Raw genomic sequence first — 21916 nt, forward strand, 5'->3', positions numbered from 1 at the left:
TCTAAAAATAAACTTAACAACAACCTAACGCTTGCTTAACGCCCTGAAACCGCTGGCTCCCAATGGATGAACCCTGATTTTGCCGCATTCCAAAAAGTCAAAAAAAAGAGCTAAAAATGGTTTTTGCAATGCAACTACGGCAGGAATAAAGATTTGGACTAAATAAATATAATACTGCTAACCCCCAAAAAAACAAGGCCTTCCGAACAAATCAGAAGGCCTTAATTTTTTTTGCTTTAGCTTTTTTACTTATCGGTTGATACCCTGCTTGGCCAACCACTCCACATATTTCTTTTTATTAACACCATGTTGCGCTAAAGTCGACGCAAATTCGTGATATCCGAACTTCTCCACGCTCGCACAGAAATAGATATAATCGTGCTTTTCGGCATTTAAAACCGCATCGATCGCATTAATATCCGGCATGGCAATTGGTCCCGGAGGTAAACCGGTATGGATATACGTATTATAAGGAGAATTGATTTTAAGATCTTCATACAACACTCTTTTGATCACACGATCAAAATCATTGGATTCTTTTTTTACCGCAAAAATAACCGTCGGATCCGCTTGTAATGGCATATCCACTTTTAAACGGTTCAGGTATACTCCGGCTACGCGTGGTCGTTCATCAATTTTAGCCGTTTCTTTATGCACAATCGCAGCCAAAGTCGACACCTCGATTGGTGTTAACCCTAAGGCCTTGGCTTTTTGCAAACGCTCCTCATTCCAGAATTTGCGATATTCTTTGATCATCTTATCACGTACCTTCGTAGCGGTTGTATTCCAATAAAACTCATAGGTATTTGGAATGAACATACTCAGTATGTTTTCTTTATTAAAACCGTTTTCGGCCATAAAAGTCGAATCGGTAAAAGTATTGGTCAATGTAAGACTATCCGGTTCGATCTGACTCGATAAACGCTGTACCAGTTTTCCCAGTGATTCCTGGTTGTTAAAGGCCATTTTTACCGGTACGTTTTTACGAAGAGAACGCACGATATCAAAACTACTCATTCCTTTTGTCAATAGGAATTTTCCGGAAACCACATTTTGCTCATAGCCTCTTTTCGACGCCACAAAGTCAAAATGTTCCATATTTTCAATATAAGGTTCCAATATTTTTTGCACCTGCGGATAAGTCGCATCGGTCGGAACATAGACAAATGTTTCGTTTTCGGAAAATTTTGTATTAGCCGAAAATACTTTGTTATACAGTACATAACCGTAAATCAAAGCAACGAATAGCAATACTACCGAAAAAATGCTGATGATTTTTTTTACTTTCAAAATAAAATACGATTTAAGATTGATGAATTAACTGATACATGCCTTCATCGGTAAACTGATGCCCTGTGCGCATCCAATCCTTTTTTACCCCGATGCATTGGAAGCCAAAAGTAGTAAAAAGCTTGATACTCGCTACATTTTCCTGACTAATATTTGCATACAACTGATGCAACTGTAACTGACTGAATGCGTAGTCGATAAGCAATTGTAACGCTTCTTTTCCGATTCCGCGGTTTCGGTCATCACTACTTTTTATAACAATCCCAACACCAGCTCTTTGGTTCTTCGGATCAAAATCAAAAAGGTCGATTAGTCCAATGGCATCAAAAGTTCCTTTCCGACAGATCGCCAGTCGCAGTTGTTTGGCCTCATAAATGTCCTGTTGTGCATTTTCCAGATACTGTCGGATCAGGAAACGACTATAGGGCGTCTGGGTATTACTCACCTCCCAGATGCTTTCATCGTTTTCGATCGCATATACAAATTCCAGATCCTCCGGTTCGAGTGCCCGCAGGTAAATGGTAGTGCCGGTTAGGGTTATCACGTTTTATAGACTTATTTCACCGTTAAAAACAAATGTAGCCGGACCTTTCAGGAAAACATCGGTATAAAATCCGTTTTTTTCGCGGAAACTCACTTCCAATTGTCCGCCTTCCACATCGAGCGTGATCACGGAACTATCGGTTTTTCCTGTAGCTTTCATGGCGATGGCTACTGCTGTTACTCCGGTTCCGCAGGATAAGGTTTCGTCTTCCACACCTCTTTCATAGGTTCGCACCGCAAAACGATCGTTCCCGAGTTGCGAAACAAAGTTTACATTACTACCGGGTTTTCCATACAACTCACTGTATCGGATACGCGCACCTTCATTTTTTACATCAAATATCTTCAGGTCATCTACCAGTTCCACATGATGCGGCGAGCCCGTGTTTAGAAATACGTGATTCGAATGTTCTTCGACCGTATCCACGTCTTTCATTTGCAGTGCTACAATTCCTTTTTCATCAATCGTGGCATGATGCAAACCATCGGTCGCAATAAAAGTCGCCTGATTGTCAATAACACCCAACTGACGGGCAAAAGCAACCAAACAACGGCCACCATTTCCACACATCGAACTTTCGTTTCCATCGGAATTATAATACACCATACGAAAATCGGTCGATTCGTCATTTTCCAACAGTATTAAACCATCGGCACCAATGCCAAATCGTCTGTCACACAAGGTATTAATTAGATTGGTATCATTTTTGGGGAATGTTAATTGCCGGTTATCGATCATCACAAAATCATTTCCGGTTCCCTGATATTTATAAAATTGTATTTTCATTTGTCCTGACAAGTGAGGCTTTTTTAAGGCGCATTCTGTATTGTTAAAAACGCCTGTTCCTTATTATTATTACGAAGTTACGGATAAACAAAAATACAAATATTAATGACACGTTAAAGATTGTTAAACGGGAGTTAAACCCTTTTTTTGAGTTGTTGAAGTTTATAATTTTACTGTTAAATAATTAAATATGCCAGCGAATATGAAACGATTATCAAGTTTATTCTTAGTCTCCCTGTTAAGTGGAGCTACAACCTTAGGAGCTTACAAACTCTTTTTTGACCCATCTGCTCCTGCTGATTCCCAACTTTCTATCGCGCCCAACTATACCCGAAATGTTAGCCTTGGCGCTGCCGAAAATTTAGATTTTACCGCAGCTGCCGAAAGTGCCGTACATTCGGTTGTACACGTGAAAAATGTTTCTGTATCTAAAATCCCGACGAATCCTTTAATGGAGTTTTTCTACGGTTACCGCGGTGACCAGCAACAGACTCAAATCGGAACCGGTTCGGGTGTTATCATTACTCAGGACGGTTATATCGTAACCAACAATCACGTAATCCAGAATGCAACCGATCTGGAAGTAACCTTAAACAACAATAAGACCTATAAAGCCCGACTGGTTGGAACCGACAGCAAGATGGACATTGCCTTGTTAAAAGTAGATGCCGATGAAAAACTACCGTATGCTACTTTCGGAAACTCCGATAATATTAAGGTAGGCGAATGGGTTTTGGCCGTAGGTAATCCGTATAACCTGACATCGACTGTTACCGCCGGTATCGTGTCGGCAAAAGCCCGTAATTTGGCTAACAATGGCATTCAATCTTTTATTCAAACCGATGCTGCCGTTAATCCGGGTAACAGTGGTGGCGCCCTGGTGAACACCCGTGGCGAACTAATCGGAATCAACACCATGATTTCATCCGTAACCGGATCTTATGTCGGTTATTCCTTTGCCGTTCCGTCTAACATCACCCGAAAAATTGTTGAGGACTTAATGGAATATGGCAATGTACAACGCGGCGTATTGGGCGTAGAAGGTGCCGAACTCAACAGCACAGCGTCTAAAGAATTTGGTGTAAAACTAACCCAAGGTTTTTATGTAACCGCTGTTTCTAAAAAATCGGGAGCCGAAAAAGCCGGATTGCGAAAAGGCGATATTATCGTACAACTCGACAATCAACCGATTAATTCGTATGCCGATATGTCATCCTATGTGAACACCAAACGTCCGAATGATGTGGTGATTGCCGGAATTATCCGCGAAGGTAGTCGTAAAGATGTCAAAATCGAACTAACCAAACGCGAGTTACTAAACTATGACTTTAACGGTCTGGAACTGGAAGACATTGGTCCGGCGGAGAAAAAAATGTTTAACATTAATTATGGTGTCAAAATAAAAGACATCACCAGTGGCAACCTGCTAAAATACGCAAACGACCTGAAAGGAAGCATCATCCTGAATGTAGACGGTGCAAAGGCCACCGACATCGAAACGGTGTCGCAGGCACTATCCCGAAAAGGCGAAGGACAATCGGTTCGAATGGAACTGATTACCCGAAAAGGAGCCTTAGTACAGGTGATCACCCAATAAAAATCCTCCCAAAATAAACCCTGCTTTTTAGCAGGGTTTTTAATTTTAAAAAAGTTGCATTTTGCAAAAATAAATTCAGTAAAAATCAATACTTTTGCACCAATTTTATTTAACAACACAATCCTAACTTTTTAACTATAATGAACAACAACAGTGCTGTTTACGAGAAAGAGTTGGCTTTTCAGGCAGACAGAAGAAGAGCCGGCGTTGAATTTATCAAAATCATTAGCGACCTATGGTATGACAAGTCTATCGAATTGGTTCTTTTCAGAAACCAATTGATCGACCGAAATGTAAGCGACATCATCAACTTACATGAATATGCCGGTGAATTTGTTCAAAAACCAATCAACATTTTTGATTCTGTTGAGATCGCCAGAGCTATTGAAGCTTTGGACTTACCTCCTTCCCGAATTGACATCGGTAAATTAACATACGAATACCATTTAGAAGACGACAAATATAACGACGCTACCGCTTTTGTGGTAGACAAACTGAAAAACGCAAAAGAAACCAAAGATATCCAACCAAAAGATGTGGTATTATATGGTTTCGGACGTATCGGACGTTTATTGGCTCGTGAATTAATGTCGAAAATCGGAAAAGGACAACAATTGCGTTTACGTGCAATTGTTACCCGTGATAAAAACGATGCTGTTTTATTAGAAAAACGTGCTTCTTTATTACGTTACGATTCGGTTCACGGTGATTTCGAAGGTTCGGTTACCGCAGATCCTGAAAACAATGCATTGATCATCAATGGAACAACCGTACATATTATTACGGCTAATGCTCCGGAAGAAATCGACTATACACAATACGGCATCAACGACGCGTTGATCATTGATAATACCGGTGCTTTTACAACCGAAGAAGCCCTAAGCCGTCACCTTACTTCAAAAGGAGCCGACAAAGTATTACTTACTGCTCCAGGTAAAGGTGTTCCAAACATCGTATATGGTGTTAACCACGCAGATTACAACCCGGATGAAGTAAAAATCTATTCGGCTGCTTCGTGTACTACAAATGCAATCACGCCAATTTTAAAAGCTGTTGAAGACACTTTAGGAGTCGTAAAAGGACATTTGGAAACAATCCACGCGTATACCAACGACCAAAATCTGGTTGACAACATGCACAAAAAATACCGTCGTGGAAGAGCAGCTGCTTTAAACATGGTAATCACCGAAACAGGTGCCGGAAGTGCCGTTGCAAAAGCACTACCTGCATTGGCCGGTAAATTGACTTCAAACGCAATCCGTGTACCGGTTCCAAACGGTTCATTAGTAGTATTGAATCTTGAAGTAGGAAAAGAAACTTCGAAAGATGGCGTTAACGACATCATGAAACAATATGCTTTAGAAGGTGAATTGGTTGAGCAAATCAAATATTCACTAAACAATGAGTTGGTATCTTCCGATATCGTAGGAACTTCAGCTCCGTCAATTTTCGACAGTAATGCGACAATCGTTTCTGCTGATGGTAAAAACGTAGTATTATATGTTTGGTACGACAACGAATACGGATACAGCCACCAGGTAATTCGTCTGGCAAAATATATCGCCAAAGTAAGACGTTATATGTACTATTAATCGTTTGCTTTGCAACATGAGTATAACGCCCCGATTAATCGGGGCGTTTTTTTATACTTACCACCTACACCTGACAGGTTTTAAAAACCTGTCAGGTGTGACTTACGTAAATCGCATAAAAAAGGGCCGTCTTTTCAGACAGCCCTTTTACTATAGTTATGATTTGATTATGCTTTACCAGCAGCGATCAAATTCAAAGCAGAACCTGCTACAAACCAGCCAATCTGACCTTCGTTGTATGTATGGTTTGCCATGATGATATCTTTTGAACCATCGGCGTGAACAAACTCTAACGTTAATTGTTTACCTGGTGCAAATTCTTTTAAATCTACGAAGTTGATAGTATCATTCTCCTGGATTTTATCGTAATCTGCCTCATTAGCAAACGTTAATGCCAACATACCTTGTTTTTTAAGGTTGGTTTCGTGGATACGGGCAAATGATTTTACCAATACCGCTTTCACTCCTAAGTGACGAGGCTCCATCGCAGCATGCTCACGTGAAGATCCTTCACCGTAGTTATGGTCACCCACAACGATTGAAGGTACTCCAGCCGCTTTATAAGCACGTTGTACAGCCGGTACTTCTCCGTACTCTCCTGTCAATTGGTTTTTTACATTGTTTGTTTTTTGGTTGAATGCATTCACCGCACCAATCAACATATTGTTGGAAATATTATCCAAGTGACCACGGAAACGTAACCAAGGACCCGCCATTGAAATGTGATCCGTTGTACATTTTCCGAAAGCTTTGATTAACAATTTAGCTCCGGTAATATTCTCACCGTTCCAAGGTTGGAAAGGCGCTAATAATTGTAAACGCTCTGACGTTGGTGCAACTTCCACCTGAACTCCAGATCCGTCTTCTGCCGGTGCCTGATATCCAGGATCTTCAGCATCAAAACCTTTTTTCGGTAATTCGTCACCTGTTGGTTCGTCTAGCATTACTTCTACTCCGTCTTCGTTGATTAACTTATCCGTTAACGGGTTAAATCCTAAGTCACCTGCAATAGCCAAAGCCGTTACCAATTCCGGTGATCCTACGAACGCTAATGTGTTCGGGTTACCATCGGCACGTTTCGAGAAGTTACGGTTAAACGAGTGAACGATTGTATTTCTTTCTTCTTTTTCAGCACCTTCTCTATCCCACATACCGATACATGGTCCACATGCATTCGCAAATACGGTAGCTCCGATTTTATCGAAAGTATCGATAAATCCGTCACGCTCGATAGTATAACGAACCAACTCCGATCCCGGTGTGATTGTGAATTGTGCTTTTGTTTTTAATTTTTTGTCCGCTACCTGTTTTGCTAAAGATGCAGCACGGGCAATATCTTCGTAAGAGGAGTTCGTACAAGAACCGATCAATCCGATTTCAACTTTTAAAGGCCAGTTGTTTTTCTCTGCTTCTTCTCTCATTTTAGAGATAGGCGTCGCTAAATCCGGAGTGAATGGTCCGTTTAAGTGCGGCTCTAATTCCGAAAGGTTGATTTCGATTACCTGATCGAAGTATTGTTCCGGGTTAGCGTATACTTCTTCGTCAGCCGTTAAATATTTTGCGATTCCGTTTGCAGCATCAGCAACTTCCGCACGTCCAGTAGAACGTAGGTAACGATCCATTGATTCGTCGTATCCGAAAGTTGAAGTTGTTGCTCCGATTTCAGCTCCCATGTTACAGATAGTACCTTTACCTGTACATGACATTGAAGTCGCTCCTTCTCCGAAATATTCCACGATAGCTCCTGTTCCACCTTTTACAGTAAGGATACCGGCTACTTTTAAGATTACGTCTTTTGGTGCTGTCCACCCTGATAATTTACCGGTTAATTTTACACCGATTAATTTCGGGAATTTTAATTCCCAAGCCATTCCGGACATTACATCTACCGCATCCGCTCCACCAACTCCGATGGCCAACATTCCCAATCCACCGGCATTTACCGTATGTGAATCGGTTCCGATCATCATACCTCCAGGGAAAGCATAGTTTTCCAATACTACCTGGTGAATAATTCCCGCTCCCGGTTTCCAGAATCCGATACCGTATTTATTTGAAACAGACGATAAGAAATCGAATACTTCGCTACTTTGTGATTTTGCTCTTGCCAAATCGGTTTTAGCATCTACTTTCGCCTGAATAAGGTGATCACAGTGTACCGTTGTTGGAACCGCTACTTTGTTTTTTCCGGCATGCATAAACTGCAATAAAGCCATCTGTGCCGTAGCATCCTGACAAGCAACACGATCCGGTGCAAAATCTACATAATCTTTACCTCTTGTAAATGCCTGAGAAGGGGTTCCTTCCCAAAGGTGAGCATATAAAATCTTTTCAGATAATGTTAGCGGACGACCAACAAGTTCACGTGCTTTATCCACACGTTCAGCCATGTTTCCGTACACTTTTTTAATCATTTCTATATCAAAAGCCATACTATGAATGAGTTATGTTATTATTTGTTTGTTTACTTAAAGCGGTACAAATTTAATCAATCCTAATGAGATTTGAAAATTTTTAGTATTTCTTTAAATTCAAAGAATTATTATTTATAAACATTCTATTTTACTGAATATTTTTCAACGATTCCAAGAAATAACCCCGAAAAGCGATAAATTCATAATTTTTTAATTTTATATTGTCGATTCCTAAAAAAAACAACTCATTTACTAATAAATTCCAAAATCAGGACGTCCGAAAAAGCCCATAAACAGGTCGAAACACGTGTTTTTATCCGTCAAAAAAAGTGAAAAAAAATTTTATAATCGATCCGTATTTTACTTTCGGAGTGCCATTATCGGTTTTTCATAATAACGATACAACAGATAGCTTAGTAAAAAAGTAATCACAAGGTAAACCAGGGTAAAAAGATGCAATTGCCAATCCGGTAAAGAAATCGTATCGATCCAATATTTAAGCAATTGTAAAACAAGACTATAATGAATCAGATAGATCGAATACGAAATCAGACTTATCAGCGTAACGGGTTTTGCAAACCAGGATGGCGCCGTTCTCCATTCGGACAAAAACGGCAGAAATAACGCAAATGTAAGCGAGGTAATGGGCAAATAGAGTACATTCCAAAAGAACGGATAGTTTTCGATTAAAATCTGAAAAAAGCCGACTCCTACAAACATTAGCACAATCAGTACACAACCCAAAGCAGCCATTTTCAGTTTGTGTTTTAACCAGAATTCCGAGTAATTCGTATACAACCAGCTAAAGGCCACTCCGATTAAAATAGAATCTATTCTATAAATTACAACTGCTTTTAACGACACATTCCATTGCGTCAGCGTCGTATTGGACGTTCGGAAATAATATCCGATTTTGGCTCCTATAAATAACAGGATCAAACCTAAAACCACCGCTAAAAAAAGACGGGATTTATTTTTCCGCGGAAACACCAAAGCAGCTGCAAAAAATGCCAGCGCGCCAATCAGATAGGCAAATTCCTCAACCGACAAACTCCAGGATTCCGGAAAAAAGGCCGGCATGGTGGTCGCAAAATTTTGCAGAAAAAGAAAATAATAACCTGCTTGCTCCATTTGAAAACCGAACAAGAGTCCCAAGCCGCAATTCAACAGCAGTATCAGATAGTAGTTAGGCAGTGTTCGAAACCATCTTCGCTGTAGAAAATAGAAAACCGTAGTACGGTTAAAGTCGGTCGTTACAAACAGACGGTATAAAATACCACCGATCAGAAAGCCGCTTAACACAAAAAACAATTCCACGCCCCAAAACCCAAACAGCGTAAAGAGCTGTCCTAAAATTCTCGGGCAGTCCGGATAAATCCATAATAAATGACCGCCCAAAACCATTAGGATTGCCGTAGCACGCATCACATCCAATCCGAAAATACGTTCCGTTCCTGTTATTGTGGTCGCATTCATTTTATTTATCTATTTTTGTTTTATACTGCATTTTCTTATGAAAAAATCAAAGATATATAAATATTTTACAATCCTGATTGTCTTTATTCTAGCTGTGATCGGAATTATATACTCCCAACTCACCAACCGGCATAAGGCGATTGTCAAAACGCAGGTTTTACATTTTACCGGATTGCTGGACAGCGATTGGGCTGTAACCAATGGTATACAGGAATACAAAATGCTATCACCTACTTTCCTTATCGACGGCATCTACAAATCGATGGAAGGCCCAAAAGCGTCCCGCTATATCCAACTGAATCAGACCGAAAAGTTATTATGGATTAAAGGCTTTGAAGTACAGGCTTTTGACGCCAACACCAATGCGCCGCTATCCAATGATTATATCTGTCATATGAATGTCGACATTAACGATGTAAAATATTACAACCATTGGCAGTTAGACGACCGTATCGGAAAACAATATCCGCGTCTTACTTCCCTATCACAGGGTTTGGAGCGTTTTAACTTTCCGGAAGGTTATGGTGTTCCGATTATCGGCAATGATTTTCTTTTTGTTACGTCGCAGACTTTGAATCAGAATATCCCGGATATTTTTAAAAAGGTAAAACACAAGATCACCGTTAAATACGACGCTTCCCAAAATGCGATAAAACCGTTAATGAGTAAAACCGTTTTTATACAATTACCTTTCGACAAGCACGATCCCTTTAAAGGCCCGTTGGATCCGGGAAGCAATCAATGTATTCCGGTGGAAACCAAAAATCATACATATGAAGATAAAAACGGAAACAAATTGTCCGGTCATTGGATAATTCCGACCGGTATTGCCACCTATCGAAGCAGCATTACCGATCAGCTACAGCTTGCGGATAGTGCGCGTCTGCATTTTTCCGCGCCGCATGTACATCCGTTTGCAACCGCGATCGGCATTTACGACAAGACCACCGGCAAAACCGTTTTTAGCTGTAAGGTGACCAACTATAAAGACAAAATCGGACTAAAGGAAATCCAGCCGTTTCATTCCGAAACCGGCGTATGGCTGTACGGGAATCACGACTATGAACTGGTTTTAAATGTTAACAACACTTCCGCATCGGAACAGGATATGATGGGAAGTATGTTTTTGTTTTTCTACGACCGCGAACTGGAAAAGAAAATCGCATCAAAATAGCGTGAACGCTGCCATAAACAAAAAGAGCCTTTTCGAAAGTATTGAAAAGGCTCTTTTTTATATCGTATTCTGATTTATTGCACTACTATTTTATCGTCCTGATTAAAGTATTTAAAAAGCATTACCGCTGCGAGCATCGCTCCGGCCAACGACAGTAAACTTCCCACTGTTATCAATTCGATTGCTTTAGAAGTCACTTCCGGGAATTTTCGATAATCGGTTAGTACCGCCAAAAACAATCCAAAGGATACCAATCCTACAACCAGTCCGATAAAAATTCCAAAATAGCGATTTTTAAACACCAGTTGTGCCGCCATAATGGCCAATACCACAACCATCAAGTAATTGATTTGCCCTTTTACGATCAGGGTTTCTACAAAACTGAAAACCGCCAATCCCATCAGGATATATTCCGGCAAATTTTTTACAACACTTTTCATTTGACAACAGTTTTTGGTTCGTTCTAACAAAAACGCGAAAAATCAAAAAAAATTATAATAATTTCGCAACAATCATTTCTTCTGTAATTCCTTCCGCATCCGCTTTATAATTCTTAATGATACGGTGGCGTAAAATTCCGGTTGCCACTGCTTTTACATCTTCGATATCCGGAGAAAACTTTCCGTTTAAAGCTGCGTTAGTTTTAGCAGCCAAAATCAGGTTTTGCGAAGCACGCGGTCCGGCTCCCCAATCCAGGTAATTTTTTACATAATCGGTTGCCAAAGCATTATCCGGACGTGTTTTACTGACTAAAGTAACGGCATATTCGATCACGTTATCCGCTACCGGAATACGACGGATCAAATGTTGAAAATCGATAATTTCCTGAGCCGTAAACAACGGATTCACCTGAACATTTACATCCGAAGTAGTGCTTTTTACCACTTGTACCTCTTCTTCGAAAGTCGGATAATTTAATTTGATCGCAAACATAAAACGGTCCAACTGTGCTTCCGGTAACGGATAAGTACCTTCCTGTTCGATCGGGTTTTGGGTTGCCAATACAAAAAACGGCAAATCCAGTTTATAGTGATGTCCGGCAATGGTTACCGCCTTTTCCTGCATCGCTTCCAAAAGCGCCGCCTGGGTTTTTGGCGGTGTACGGTTGATCTCATCTGCCAGGATGATATTGGAAAAAACCGGTCCTTTAATAAACTTAAAAGTCCGCGATTCGTCCAGAATTTCACTTCCCAGAATATCAGACGGCATTAAATCGGGTGTAAACTGAATTCGTTTAAAATCCAATCCCAAAGCCTGTGAAATGGTGTTTACCATTAATGTTTTGGCCAATCCCGGAACACCTACCAACAAGGCATGTCCTCCGGCAAAAATGCTCAATACAATCTGGTTCACCACTTCTTCCTGACCCACGATAATTTTAGCGATTTCTTCTTTTAAGGCTTTTTGTTTCTGAACCAGGTTTTGAATTGCTGCAACGTCTGACATAATATTTTATCCGTATATATTAAATTAAAAAAGAGTTAGCTTTAAATTCATAAAACTAACTCTTTTAATTATTTTTTAAAAATTATTTTTTCAACCAGTTATTCGTGAATTTACAGTCTCTGTAATCTCCGTTGATTTTAATATAGGTTTCTTTAATTTTCTCTTCTGTCCATTTTGCAATGGCTTTAATTTGTTTTTCCTTTAAAGCCAATTCTTTAATTTTCAGATAATCTTTAGCATAATCGGCAGTATGCTCATCATAACGATTCGTAACTGTCATTAATTTATAATGTTTGGTTCCTTTATCATCCGCATCAACCAATGGCAACGACACCGCTCCATCTTTTAAATCGGATACCTGACTGTAAAGTGCCGGATCCATTTTAGTCAATTCAAAACGGGTTTCCAATGTTCTTGGATTTACTAAAAGTCCGCCGCTGTTACGGGTTTCTTTTTCATCGGATGAAGCTCGCGCCGCATCGGCAAACGAAATCTCTCCACTTACAATTCGCTGACGGATTTTTTCGATTTTTTCCTTCGCTTCTTTCATCGCCTCATCCGATACTTTCGGGATGATCAAAATATGTCTTAAATCCAGTTCCTGACCACGGATTTTCTCCAAATAGATAATATGGTAACCGTAGGTTGTTTCAAACGGTTCGGAGATTTCTCCTTCAGCCAACGTAAAGGCTACATCTTTAAATTCTTTTACGAAAGGCGTTTTTCGGGTAATTTTATAGAAACCTCCGGTTGGAACCGATGCTTTATCATCCGAAAACAATACCGCTTTACTATAAAAACTGGCTCCGTTATCCAATACGTCTTTTTTAATTTCCCGTAACTGATTCATCACCCTTTGTTTTTCAGCATCTGAAATTTTAGGATTCACAACAATCTGCGCTACTTCCATTTCGGCTCCGAAAACCGGTAATTCTTCTTTTGGAATTCCTTTAAAGAACGTACGAACCTCTTCCGGTGTGATCTCTACTTCATCCACAACCTTACGTTGCATCTGCGACGTTAGTTTGTTCATCTTTACGATGTCGAAAAAGTACGTTTTAAATTCTTCCAGATTCTTTTTGTTGTAGAACTTCACTACTTTATCAATCGATCCTACCTGCTCCACCATCTGATCCAACTGCGAGTTCATAAAGTCGTGTACCTCCTGATCGGTCACTACAATACTATCCTGAACAGCCTGATGTGCGTATAATTTATCTTCCAGGAGTTTCCCGAACATTTCGCAACGCGTGATATTTTTAATGTCAATCCCTTGTGCCTGTAACTCGACAAATGTTTTGTCGATATCCGAATCCAATACAACATATTCCCCAACTACGGCTACCACTCCGTCAATCTTCTTTTTCGGGGTTTGCTGTGCCTGAGCTGTTCCGAAGAACGCCAGAGACAACCCGAAAATCAAAGCCGCCTTTTTATTTATAAACTTCATATTTCTTATTTTTAATGGCATCATTAGTGATCTCTTTTTCAAATTTCTTAATGTATTCTAGTTTTCTGTTATTTAATAATATTTGTTTTATTGTTGGGCTTATATATTCGAACGGCGCCGTTTGATTCCGATCTAAAACCTTATTCACTTTTACCAGATAGGCCGAAAGACTGTCCTGATATTCATAGGCAATCCCGTCGGTTATATAACGATTCCGATTTTCCGGGTTTACAAACGGCAGGTTACGATACACCTGATTCATATCGACCCAAACCGTGTCGTTAAAAGCATAACTCTTAAACTGTATGGTCATCCCCTCCAAGGCTTGTTTATCTTCTTTCCGGGAGGAATTGAACCGACTTCTGATGACTGCAAATTTAGGATTATCTTTGGTCAGATTGATATATTTTAATCGGACTAATGTTCCTGTTGTCTTGAAATTCTCTTTGTTTGCCTGATAATAACGTAACAATTCGTCTTTTGTTATCGTCGTATCAATAGCCTGTTTTACGACCTGTTCAATATAGGCTCCCGCATACAGGTCGGTTGTATATTGCTTGATCAGTTCGTCAAAAGAAGCTTTGTCCTTATCACTAAGATTCACTTCCGCAGCGGCCATCAATAGTGTTCGCGTTGCCCATCTGTCGATATAATTTTTAACAATCATCAGGCTATCCGCTTTGGAAGTTCCCGCAGGAACCAATCCTTTGATCTCGTCTGCATACAGATAGGAATCGTTTACCCTCGCAATCGCTTTTGGCTTTTGCTTCGGTCGGATATAGTCGCAGGACCAAACCGAAAACACTATTAAAAATAGTACGGCGGCTTTATTCATCTATTTATTGCTGCAATTCCTGTTTTACCTCGCTAAATACACCTTTATCAATATTGATGGTAAACTCTTTTTTCAGTTCGTCCACCCATTTGCTTTCCAGGTATTGCTGGTAATCGTTAATTACTTTTCCTTTGGTTTCCTCAAATGTCTTAGGTCCTTTTGGCATTTTTTTAAGCACGTCGATTACGAAATAGTAATTTCCGTCTTTGATCACATCCGAAACACCTACATTAAGTTTTGAATATTTAGGTAAAGCCTCGCTTCCTTCTTCGAAAACGCCGGTTTTTACCATAATAGACACTTTATTGTCTTTATTAAGCTGCTCTTTTATAAAATCGATTGATTTTTTCTTTTTCAGGAATTTTAAGGTTTGCTGGATGGCATCCTGTTGTGTCGAAGAGAACACATTGGCCTCTACTCGCGGATGCCATTGGTAATTGGCAATGTTTTTCTCGTAGAATGCTCTTAATCCTAAGGTATCGGTTTTTGCTTTGTTCCAGATTTCTTTTTCCATCAAATCAAACAATAGCAATCCGTCGCGGTATTCGTCCATTACATTGGCAAATTCCGGATTTTCTTTTTCCAGATTGTCGTTGTAATAGCTCATTAACTGGTTGTTGATAAATTTACCATACAATTGGTCAACTACTTTCCCGATCGGGCGGATACCCCATTTTGTTTTTTGTTGTGTATTGACAAAATCTAAAAAGTCAAGCGCACTTACTTTTTTATCTTTATTGATCACCAAAAGACTACCTTCCAATTCCGGAGTGGAAGCCGGTACTTCCCAGGCTTCTTCATAGAATTTGTCGGTTACTAATTTGGCTGCTTTTGCATATAGTTTTGGATTTTTCTCTACGCTGTATTTTTTGGCCAGTTTTTCGTTTAACGACGCATCGATCAGTTTGGAACGATCGTCTTTACGCACTCTGGATTCCATTTCCGTTTGTACATCGGCAAAACTGCGCACCGGGTATTTTTCGATCAGTTTGATAATATGCCATCCGAACTGACTTTGGAATGGTTCGGAGATATCGCCTGCATTTTTAAGTGAAAAAGCAACGTCTTCAAATTTTTCAGAACTCAACTCTCCCGATCCGAAACGCTGTAAATGTCCGCCTTTTCCGGCAGAAGAACGATCCTGAGAAAATTGTTGCGCCAGACTTTCGAAGTTTTCGCCCTGTTTGATTTTTTTATAGATGTCTTCGATATTGTTTTTAACCGATTCTCCTTCAACCGGATTCTCGGCTTTCATCAGCATAATATGTGCTACGGAAACCTGTCCTCTGTTATCGCGGATATCGTTTACTTTAATCAGGTGATAACCGAATCGGGTGCGAACCGGTAGGGACACTTCTCCTTTTTTGGTTTTATAGGCTGCCGTTTCAAACGGATACACCATTCTGAAAACCGAAAAATAACCTAAATCACCTTTGTTATCTTTTGCAGACGGATCCTGCGAAAAACGAGCGGCCAAATCGTCAAAATTTTCACCTGCCACTGCTTTTTTGCGGATATCCATAGCCTGGTGATATGCTTTTAGCGTATCGGCCGGCGAAGCATTTTCATCGACCGTAATCAATATATGAGAAGCTTTGATTTCTTTTAAGGAACGTTGATAGGCTTCATCAACAAGCTCTTTGGTTACTTTCGTATCGGTCATGTAATTTCGCGACAACTGAGTACGATACGATTTTAACTCGGCTAAATAATTGGCCTCTTTTTGCAATCCCAGTTTGTTCGCTTTCTGAATTTTCAGTTTATAACCCAAAAACAAATCCAGGTACTGATCCAGGTTTTTTTGCGATTCGTCTTTTACCAGATCCAGGTTTTTCTTGTATACCCGACTAAATTCGTCGGTATAATAAGGATGATTGTCAATATTGAAAAGTACTTTTTTCGTTTTATCCTGTGCATACGACATAGCAGTCGCTGCTACACAAAGACCTAACAGAACATGTTTTAACCCCATTCTTTCAAAATATTTTAAATAATTTATAGTCTCGAAAAAAATCGACAACCGCTTTTGTGATTGCCCTTATACTAGTTGATTAGCAATCAACAAAAATAACAATTCAATTACATTATACAACTATGCGTTTTACTATTAACAAAAAATTATCGCGCCCGTCGGCACGGTAAGCTTCTTATTTTTAAACCGATTAAAAAGTTCTCATAAATTATAGCTACTTTTGCAGTCCTTAATTTTTGTTAAAAATGAGCTTTCAAAAAGAAATTCAACGCAGAAGAACCTTTGGTATTATCTCTCACCCGGATGCCGGAAAAACCACATTAACGGAAAAACTGTTACTATTTGGTGGTGCTATCCAGGAAGCGGGTGCCGTAAAAAGCAATAAAATCAAAAAAGGAGCAACTTCGGATTTTATGGAAATTGAGCGTCAGAGAGGAATCTCGGTTGCGACTTCCGTTTTGGCATTCAATTATAAAGACAAAAAAATCAATATCCTGGACACGCCAGGTCACAAAGATTTCGCAGAAGATACCTTTCGTACTTTAACTGCAGTTGATAGTGTGATCGTGGTTGTGGACGTCGCCAAAGGGGTTGAGGAACAAACCGAAAAACTCGTGGAAGTATGCCGTATGCGTAATATCCCGATGATCGTTTTTATCAATAAATTAGACCGTGAAGGTAAGGACGCTTTTGACCTGATGGACGAAGTGGAAAAAAAGCTGGGTTTAAAAGTAACACCGCTTAGTTTCCCTATCGGTATGGGATACGATTTCAAAGGAATTTACAATATCTGGGAAAAGAACATCAATCTTTTTGAAGGTGACAGCCGTAAAAATATAGAAGAAACCATCGCTTTTTCGGATATCAATAGTCCGGAACTGGAAAAAATAATTGGCGAAAAACCAGCTGCCAAATTACGAGAGGAGTTGGAGCTTATCGACGAAGTATATCCGCCGTTTGATCGCGATGCCTATCTTGAAGGAAACCTGCAACCGGTATTTTTCGGTTCGGCTTTAAACAATTTCGGGGTTCGTGAAATGTTGGATTGTTTTATCGAGATTGCGCCATCGCCAAGACCAAAAGATTCGGATACGCGTAATGTAAAACCGGACGAGAACAAATTTTCCGGATTTGTGTTTAAAATTCACGCCAATATGGACCCGAAACACCGCGACCGACTGGCATTTATCAAAATCGTATCGGGTGTATTCGAACGAAACAAACCGTATTTACACGTGCGTTTGGGTAAAAACCTGAAATTCTCAAGTCCAAATGCCTTTTTTGCGGAAAAGAAAGAGATTGTCGACATTTCGTATCCGGGTGATATTGTAGGATTACACGATACCGGAAACTTTAAAATCGGCGATACTCTAACCGAAGGAGAATTAATGAACTTTAAAGGAATTCCGAGCTTCTCGCCGGAGCATTTCCGATATATCAATAATGCCGATCCTATGAAAGCCAAACAGCTTGAAAAAGGAATTGATCAGCTTATGGACGAAGGTGTAGCACAGTTGTTTACACTGGAAATGAACAACCGTAAAGTGATCGGAACCGTAGGAGCACTTCAGTATGAAGTAATCCAATACCGACTGGAACACGAATATGGCGCTAAATGTTCGTATGAAAACTTCCCGGCATTTAAAGCCTGTTGGGTACGTCCGGAAGACACTAAAAACGAAGAATTTGCGGAGTTTAAACGAATCAAACAAAAATTCCTGGCAAAAGACAAATACGGGCAACTGGTATTCCTGGCCGATTCTGATTTTTCAATCCAGATGACACAGAGTAAATACCCTACTGTAAAACTTCATTTTACCTCAGAATTAAACTAAAAAAGACAATTATACAGAGCAAAAAAGCGTAAACCAAAAGTTTACGCTTTTTTATTTTACAAGACACTTAATTTAATAGTAGATTTTAACATATTGTCGGTATTTTTTCTATTTTTATGCTCCCTAATTAAGTTTTATGAACGCACTGCTACAGAAAAAATGGATGATTATCTTTTTGCTATTTTCTTATATTTCGTTATTCGCGGAAGCATTATCGCCCAATGACCCACCGGGCGATGAGGATCCAGATCCAACTAAAGTCCCTATCGATCAGTACACACTACTATTGATTATTGTGGCCATCACACTAGCTTTCTTCCTGATCCGAAAACAATACAGAAAAACAAATAACGCATAAAAAAAGCCCGGTTAAACCGGGCTTTCTATTTTTAGTTACGAAGCGCTGCTCTTCTTTTATTGATCACAAAGAACGCAAAAGCTATCGCGATAAATGCCATCCATAACAAATAACCATTAATCGGTGTTCCCGGAACATCCAATGGATTATCATCTCCAGGATCTCCAAAATCTCCAGGATCCTCCTCTGCAAATGCTACAACATTAGCCAATAATGTAAAAATAAAAATGTAGCTGTATACTCCTATCTTCTTCATAATATATGGGATTAAACCGGGTAGAACAAACTCTTTATCCTACCCGATTTGTATTTTATTTAATAAATTACTTTAACTGTTGTCGTTTTATTATCTTCAGCCGTAACCTGAACCAATAACACTTGTTGTGCTACAGAAAGATCTGTGATCACCAATGTATTGTTGTTTACTTTTGCTTTTTGATATACCAGACGTCCGTTGATATCGAAAATAGTCACCTCTTTAATTGAAGTATTTTTAGTTTCGATATGTAATGTTGCGTTTTGTTTGTATACTACCACTGCATTCGCATCCAATGTAGCATCGATCGTTCCCAATGTAGTTTTGTATACTATCTCAAAACGGTTATCGAAAGTCCCTTCTGCCGATGCAAACGTATACGCTCCGTTTTTCAGGTTGTGTACTGTTCCATTGTTTGCATTATCTTTTAAATAAACATCCTGATTTCCGGTGAACAATCCGTCGAATGAAGACAAGGTGATCGTGTAGTTACCAGCAGTAGCCGCTTTAAATCCTAATGCAACCACGTCGTTATCGTTAAAAGGCAACGCACGTCCCTGAATGGTATAATCGGCTGCTTCAATTTTCGAAGACAAGCTGCTTCCTGTATTTCCGAAAGCCAATCCGTCGTATCCTCTATCCACTCCTGCTGTAGCGCCTTGTGCATACGCCACTAAGATTTGGTTAAAAGCCGTTCCGGAATCGTTAGTCAGATTTAACCAGATACGGTGTCTTTCGATTTCTTCCGGAGTTGCGGTAGTACTACCAGCTACACCTCTAAAGAATTGATTGTTATTATCTGCCGTACGCATTGTATTTGCAAAGCTTACATTTCCACCAGCCGGTAAGGATTTTACTAGGAATCCTTGTCCTACCTGAATTTTACCGTTCGGTACATTGGCCGGAACTCCTGAAGTTCCCAAAGTAGCCGCAACTCCTCCCGATCCCGGTGTCCATGTAGCATAGTTGGTTCCCGCCGGGAATTGCCCCTGAGCGTTCATCGTTAATGTATGTGCATAGAAATATAACGTTCCGTCGATCGTTACGTTATTATTTAAGAAAGTCGTTCCGTCGATAACCGATGGGTAAGGATTTCCTACAAGGTTGTATCCTGTTCCGGTTGTTTCTAATGTGAATGTAACGTTTCCGTTATTTGGTTTTCCAACAAAAACTCCTTCCCAAGCCGCAGCCGGAGATGTTTGATAGTTGTTTGGCGCTCGTACTGCAAATCCTTTACCCGGTACAAATGTAGAAGTAGCGGTTAAACCTGTATTCACATAGGTATTAGTCGTTGTCTGATAAGTATAGAAACGGTTTGTTAAGGTGTTTGGTGAGAAACCGAAAAGGTTTTGTGCTTCAACCGGTGCTGACCATAATGTATGATCAAGTCTTACGATTGGTGCAGAATTTCGGTGTACGGTTACGGCACCAGTATTTGCGATCGCGTTTGTTTGGATTAGGTTGGCGTTGTTTTCGATTACAAAATCAGCAGCCGTCATGTTGTTAACCACATCGTTTACAACAGTAATATTTGTTCCCGATACCAAACGGAACGATCCTGAGTTTAACGTTAGTTTTTTAGCGGTAAACACACCGTTTGCATTGGTGTTATATGCTCCGGCAATAACGGCTTCGATTGTTGCCGTTGGTCCGGTAACATTCGACCATGCCGTTCCATTCCAGGTTGCAGTTGTCACAGTTGTAGTCACATCAATTACGTTGGAATTCGCCGATGTTGTTGATGCATTTTTTGCGCGAACTCTATAGTGGTACGTTGTATTTGGGTTTAATCCGGTCACCACATAAGAAGTAACATTACCCACATTTCTATCCTCATATCCAGTTACAAACGAAGGTGCTACAGCAGTATAATTAATCGTTACCTCATCGATATAACCAACTCCACTTCCGTTTTCAAATACGATTTTCACATCGCTTGCAGTTTCGTTAACGTTTACAACATATTCATCAAATACGTTATCCAACGGGAATGATTCCAATAAAGTAGTTACTCCATTTACAATTTTACTTACTTTTAAAGTACTGGCTCCTGATCCTCTTTTTGCAGAGAATGTTACCGATGTTACTTTTGAAAAACTTGGTGATGTCATTTTACCATCACTAGCTCGTAACTGTGCTCCGTATCCGTCCACGGCATTAGACACAGACGCTCGGATCACTGCAGTTACATTCCAGCTACCAGTTCCAAGAGTTACTGTTCCGGATCCGTAACCTGTTGTATTTAATCCTGATTCGAATGATTCTAAAACATTAGCAGTTGCCGAAGTTGAGAATGAAGCGTACTCACTCACATCCAAAAGGTAGGCTGTAGCCTGTGGAACCGCATTCCAATGTGCTGTAAAATCGTTAGCATTTACTGCCGTTGCTGCTGTTGCTACCGGCTCAGCAATTGCTGTAATATTAGCCGTAAGTCCAGTTGGCTGTACTACGTTATAGTTGGCTGCTGCCGATCCGGAGATAGTATATCCGGTTACCGTTACTGCAATTCCGTTTCCTATCGCTGATGAAGCAAATGTTGCCACCGGTGTTCCACCTAAGATTACGTTGGCTACATCGGCTGCCAATACTCCGGTAAGTGTTGGTGTTCCTGATAAGGTTGCCGCAGTAGTTCCATCGGCTACTTTATTGTTTGCCGTTACTCCTGTAACGGTTGCATTTCTTTTTGATACGGTTAAAGTACGTACTACATCGGCAGCGGCATTATAATTCGCATCTCCAACCTGAGAAGCGGTAATATTGGTTGTTCCAGCTCCTATGATCGTTACGGTATTCCCTGTAATCGTTGCTACTGCCGGATTACTACTCGTATAGGTAACCGTCAATCCAGAACTGGCTGTTCCCGTTAAGGCAAAATCCGCGTCACCATATTG

Annotated in this window: 17 protein-coding genes; 5 read left to right on the forward strand and 12 right to left on the reverse strand. The window is 40.1% G+C overall.

Translation table 11 applies throughout. The features are described from left to right. Window positions 1-249: 249 nt before the first annotated feature. Genes mltG through dapF form a run of 3 tightly spaced genes read right to left on the reverse strand, consistent with a single transcriptional unit; the run spans window position 250 to window position 2620 of the window. Complete coding sequence (mltG, locus tag Q1R07_RS03005; RefSeq protein WP_300485865.1) at window positions 250-1290, reverse strand: endolytic transglycosylase MltG; 1041 nt, start codon at window positions 1288-1290, stop codon at window positions 250-252. 13 nt (window positions 1291-1303) lie between these two features. Further along, window positions 1304-1834, reverse strand: a complete 531-nt coding sequence (locus Q1R07_RS03010) for a GNAT family N-acetyltransferase (protein ID WP_300485867.1) — start codon at window positions 1832-1834, stop codon at window positions 1304-1306. Window positions 1835-1837: 3 nt separating this feature from the next. Beyond that, window positions 1838-2620 carry a diaminopimelate epimerase gene (dapF, locus tag Q1R07_RS03015; RefSeq protein WP_300485869.1) on the reverse strand — a complete coding sequence of 261 codons (783 nt, stop codon included), beginning with the start codon at window positions 2618-2620 and terminating at the stop codon, window positions 1838-1840. Window positions 2621-2822: 202 nt separating this feature from the next. On the opposite strand from dapF, the gene Q1R07_RS03020 reads away from it, so the two are divergent. Both Q1R07_RS03020 and Q1R07_RS03025 read left to right on the forward strand, forming a co-directional pair. Beyond that, window positions 2823-4217: a trypsin-like peptidase domain-containing protein gene (locus Q1R07_RS03020; protein WP_300485872.1), complete on the forward strand. Its 1395-nt coding sequence runs from the start codon at window positions 2823-2825 to the stop codon at window positions 4215-4217. A gap of 140 nt (window positions 4218-4357) precedes the next feature. Next, entirely contained in the window at window positions 4358-5809 is a 1452-nt protein-coding gene (locus Q1R07_RS03025; protein ID WP_300485874.1) for a glyceraldehyde-3-phosphate dehydrogenase, read from the forward strand. Window positions 5810-5976: 167 nt separating this feature from the next. On the opposite strand, the gene Q1R07_RS03030 is transcribed toward Q1R07_RS03025, so the two are convergent. Next, window positions 5977-8241 carry an aconitate hydratase gene (locus Q1R07_RS03030; protein ID WP_300485876.1) on the reverse strand — a complete coding sequence of 755 codons (2265 nt, stop codon included), beginning with the start codon at window positions 8239-8241 and terminating at the stop codon, window positions 5977-5979. A 342-nt stretch (window positions 8242-8583) separates the two neighbouring features. Beyond that, on the reverse strand, window positions 8584-9699 hold the full coding sequence (locus Q1R07_RS03035) for an acyltransferase (protein ID WP_300485878.1): 1116 nt from the start codon (window positions 9697-9699) through the stop codon (window positions 8584-8586). A gap of 37 nt (window positions 9700-9736) precedes the next feature. On the opposite strand from Q1R07_RS03035, the gene Q1R07_RS03040 reads away from it, so the two are divergent. Continuing rightward, window positions 9737-10873 carry a hypothetical protein gene (locus tag Q1R07_RS03040; RefSeq protein WP_300485880.1) on the forward strand — a complete coding sequence of 379 codons (1137 nt, stop codon included), beginning with the start codon at window positions 9737-9739 and terminating at the stop codon, window positions 10871-10873. Between the two features lie 74 nt (window positions 10874-10947). Here Q1R07_RS03040 and Q1R07_RS03045 read toward each other — a convergent pair whose 3' ends face one another. The 5 genes from Q1R07_RS03045 to Q1R07_RS03065 all read right to left on the reverse strand — a co-directional run bounded on the left by Q1R07_RS03045 (window position 10948) and on the right by Q1R07_RS03065 (window position 16576). Then, on the reverse strand, window positions 10948-11313 hold the full coding sequence (locus Q1R07_RS03045; RefSeq protein ID WP_300485882.1) for a hypothetical protein: 366 nt from the start codon (window positions 11311-11313) through the stop codon (window positions 10948-10950). Window positions 11314-11365: 52 nt separating this feature from the next. Then, on the reverse strand, window positions 11366-12319 hold the full coding sequence (locus Q1R07_RS03050) for a MoxR family ATPase (RefSeq protein ID WP_300485884.1): 954 nt from the start codon (window positions 12317-12319) through the stop codon (window positions 11366-11368). Between the two features lie 82 nt (window positions 12320-12401). Continuing rightward, window positions 12402-13769 (reverse strand): peptidylprolyl isomerase, encoded by a 1368-nt coding sequence (locus tag Q1R07_RS03055; protein ID WP_300485886.1) that lies wholly within the window; start codon window positions 13767-13769, stop codon window positions 12402-12404. After that, on the reverse strand, window positions 13753-14604 hold the full coding sequence (locus Q1R07_RS03060; RefSeq protein ID WP_300485888.1) for a hypothetical protein: 852 nt from the start codon (window positions 14602-14604) through the stop codon (window positions 13753-13755). The genes Q1R07_RS03055 and Q1R07_RS03060 overlap by 17 nt, the downstream gene beginning before the upstream one ends. A 4-nt stretch (window positions 14605-14608) precedes the next feature. After that, window positions 14609-16576, reverse strand: a complete 1968-nt coding sequence (locus tag Q1R07_RS03065) for a peptidylprolyl isomerase (RefSeq protein WP_300485890.1) — start codon at window positions 16574-16576, stop codon at window positions 14609-14611. Window positions 16577-16821: 245 nt separating this feature from the next. Here Q1R07_RS03065 and Q1R07_RS03070 point away from each other — a divergent pair, with 245 nt between their 5' ends. Continuing rightward, window positions 16822-18411 carry a peptide chain release factor 3 gene (locus Q1R07_RS03070; protein WP_300485891.1) on the forward strand — a complete coding sequence of 530 codons (1590 nt, stop codon included), beginning with the start codon at window positions 16822-16824 and terminating at the stop codon, window positions 18409-18411. Between the two features lie 136 nt (window positions 18412-18547). After that, window positions 18548-18769, forward strand: a complete 222-nt coding sequence (locus tag Q1R07_RS03075) for a hypothetical protein (protein WP_300485892.1) — start codon at window positions 18548-18550, stop codon at window positions 18767-18769. A gap of 31 nt (window positions 18770-18800) precedes the next feature. Here Q1R07_RS03075 and Q1R07_RS03080 read toward each other — a convergent pair whose 3' ends face one another. Both Q1R07_RS03080 and Q1R07_RS03085 read right to left on the reverse strand, forming a co-directional pair. Beyond that, window positions 18801-19025: a hypothetical protein gene (locus tag Q1R07_RS03080; RefSeq protein ID WP_300485894.1), complete on the reverse strand. Its 225-nt coding sequence runs from the start codon at window positions 19023-19025 to the stop codon at window positions 18801-18803. Between the two features lie 59 nt (window positions 19026-19084). Further along, window positions 19085-21916: YDG domain-containing protein (locus Q1R07_RS03085; protein WP_300485896.1), on the reverse strand; the 2832-nt coding region annotated here is incomplete at its 5' end.

The sequence above is a fragment of the Flavobacterium sp. genome (assembly GCF_030146175.1).
GTDB lineage: Bacteria > Bacteroidota > Bacteroidia > Flavobacteriales > Flavobacteriaceae > Flavobacterium.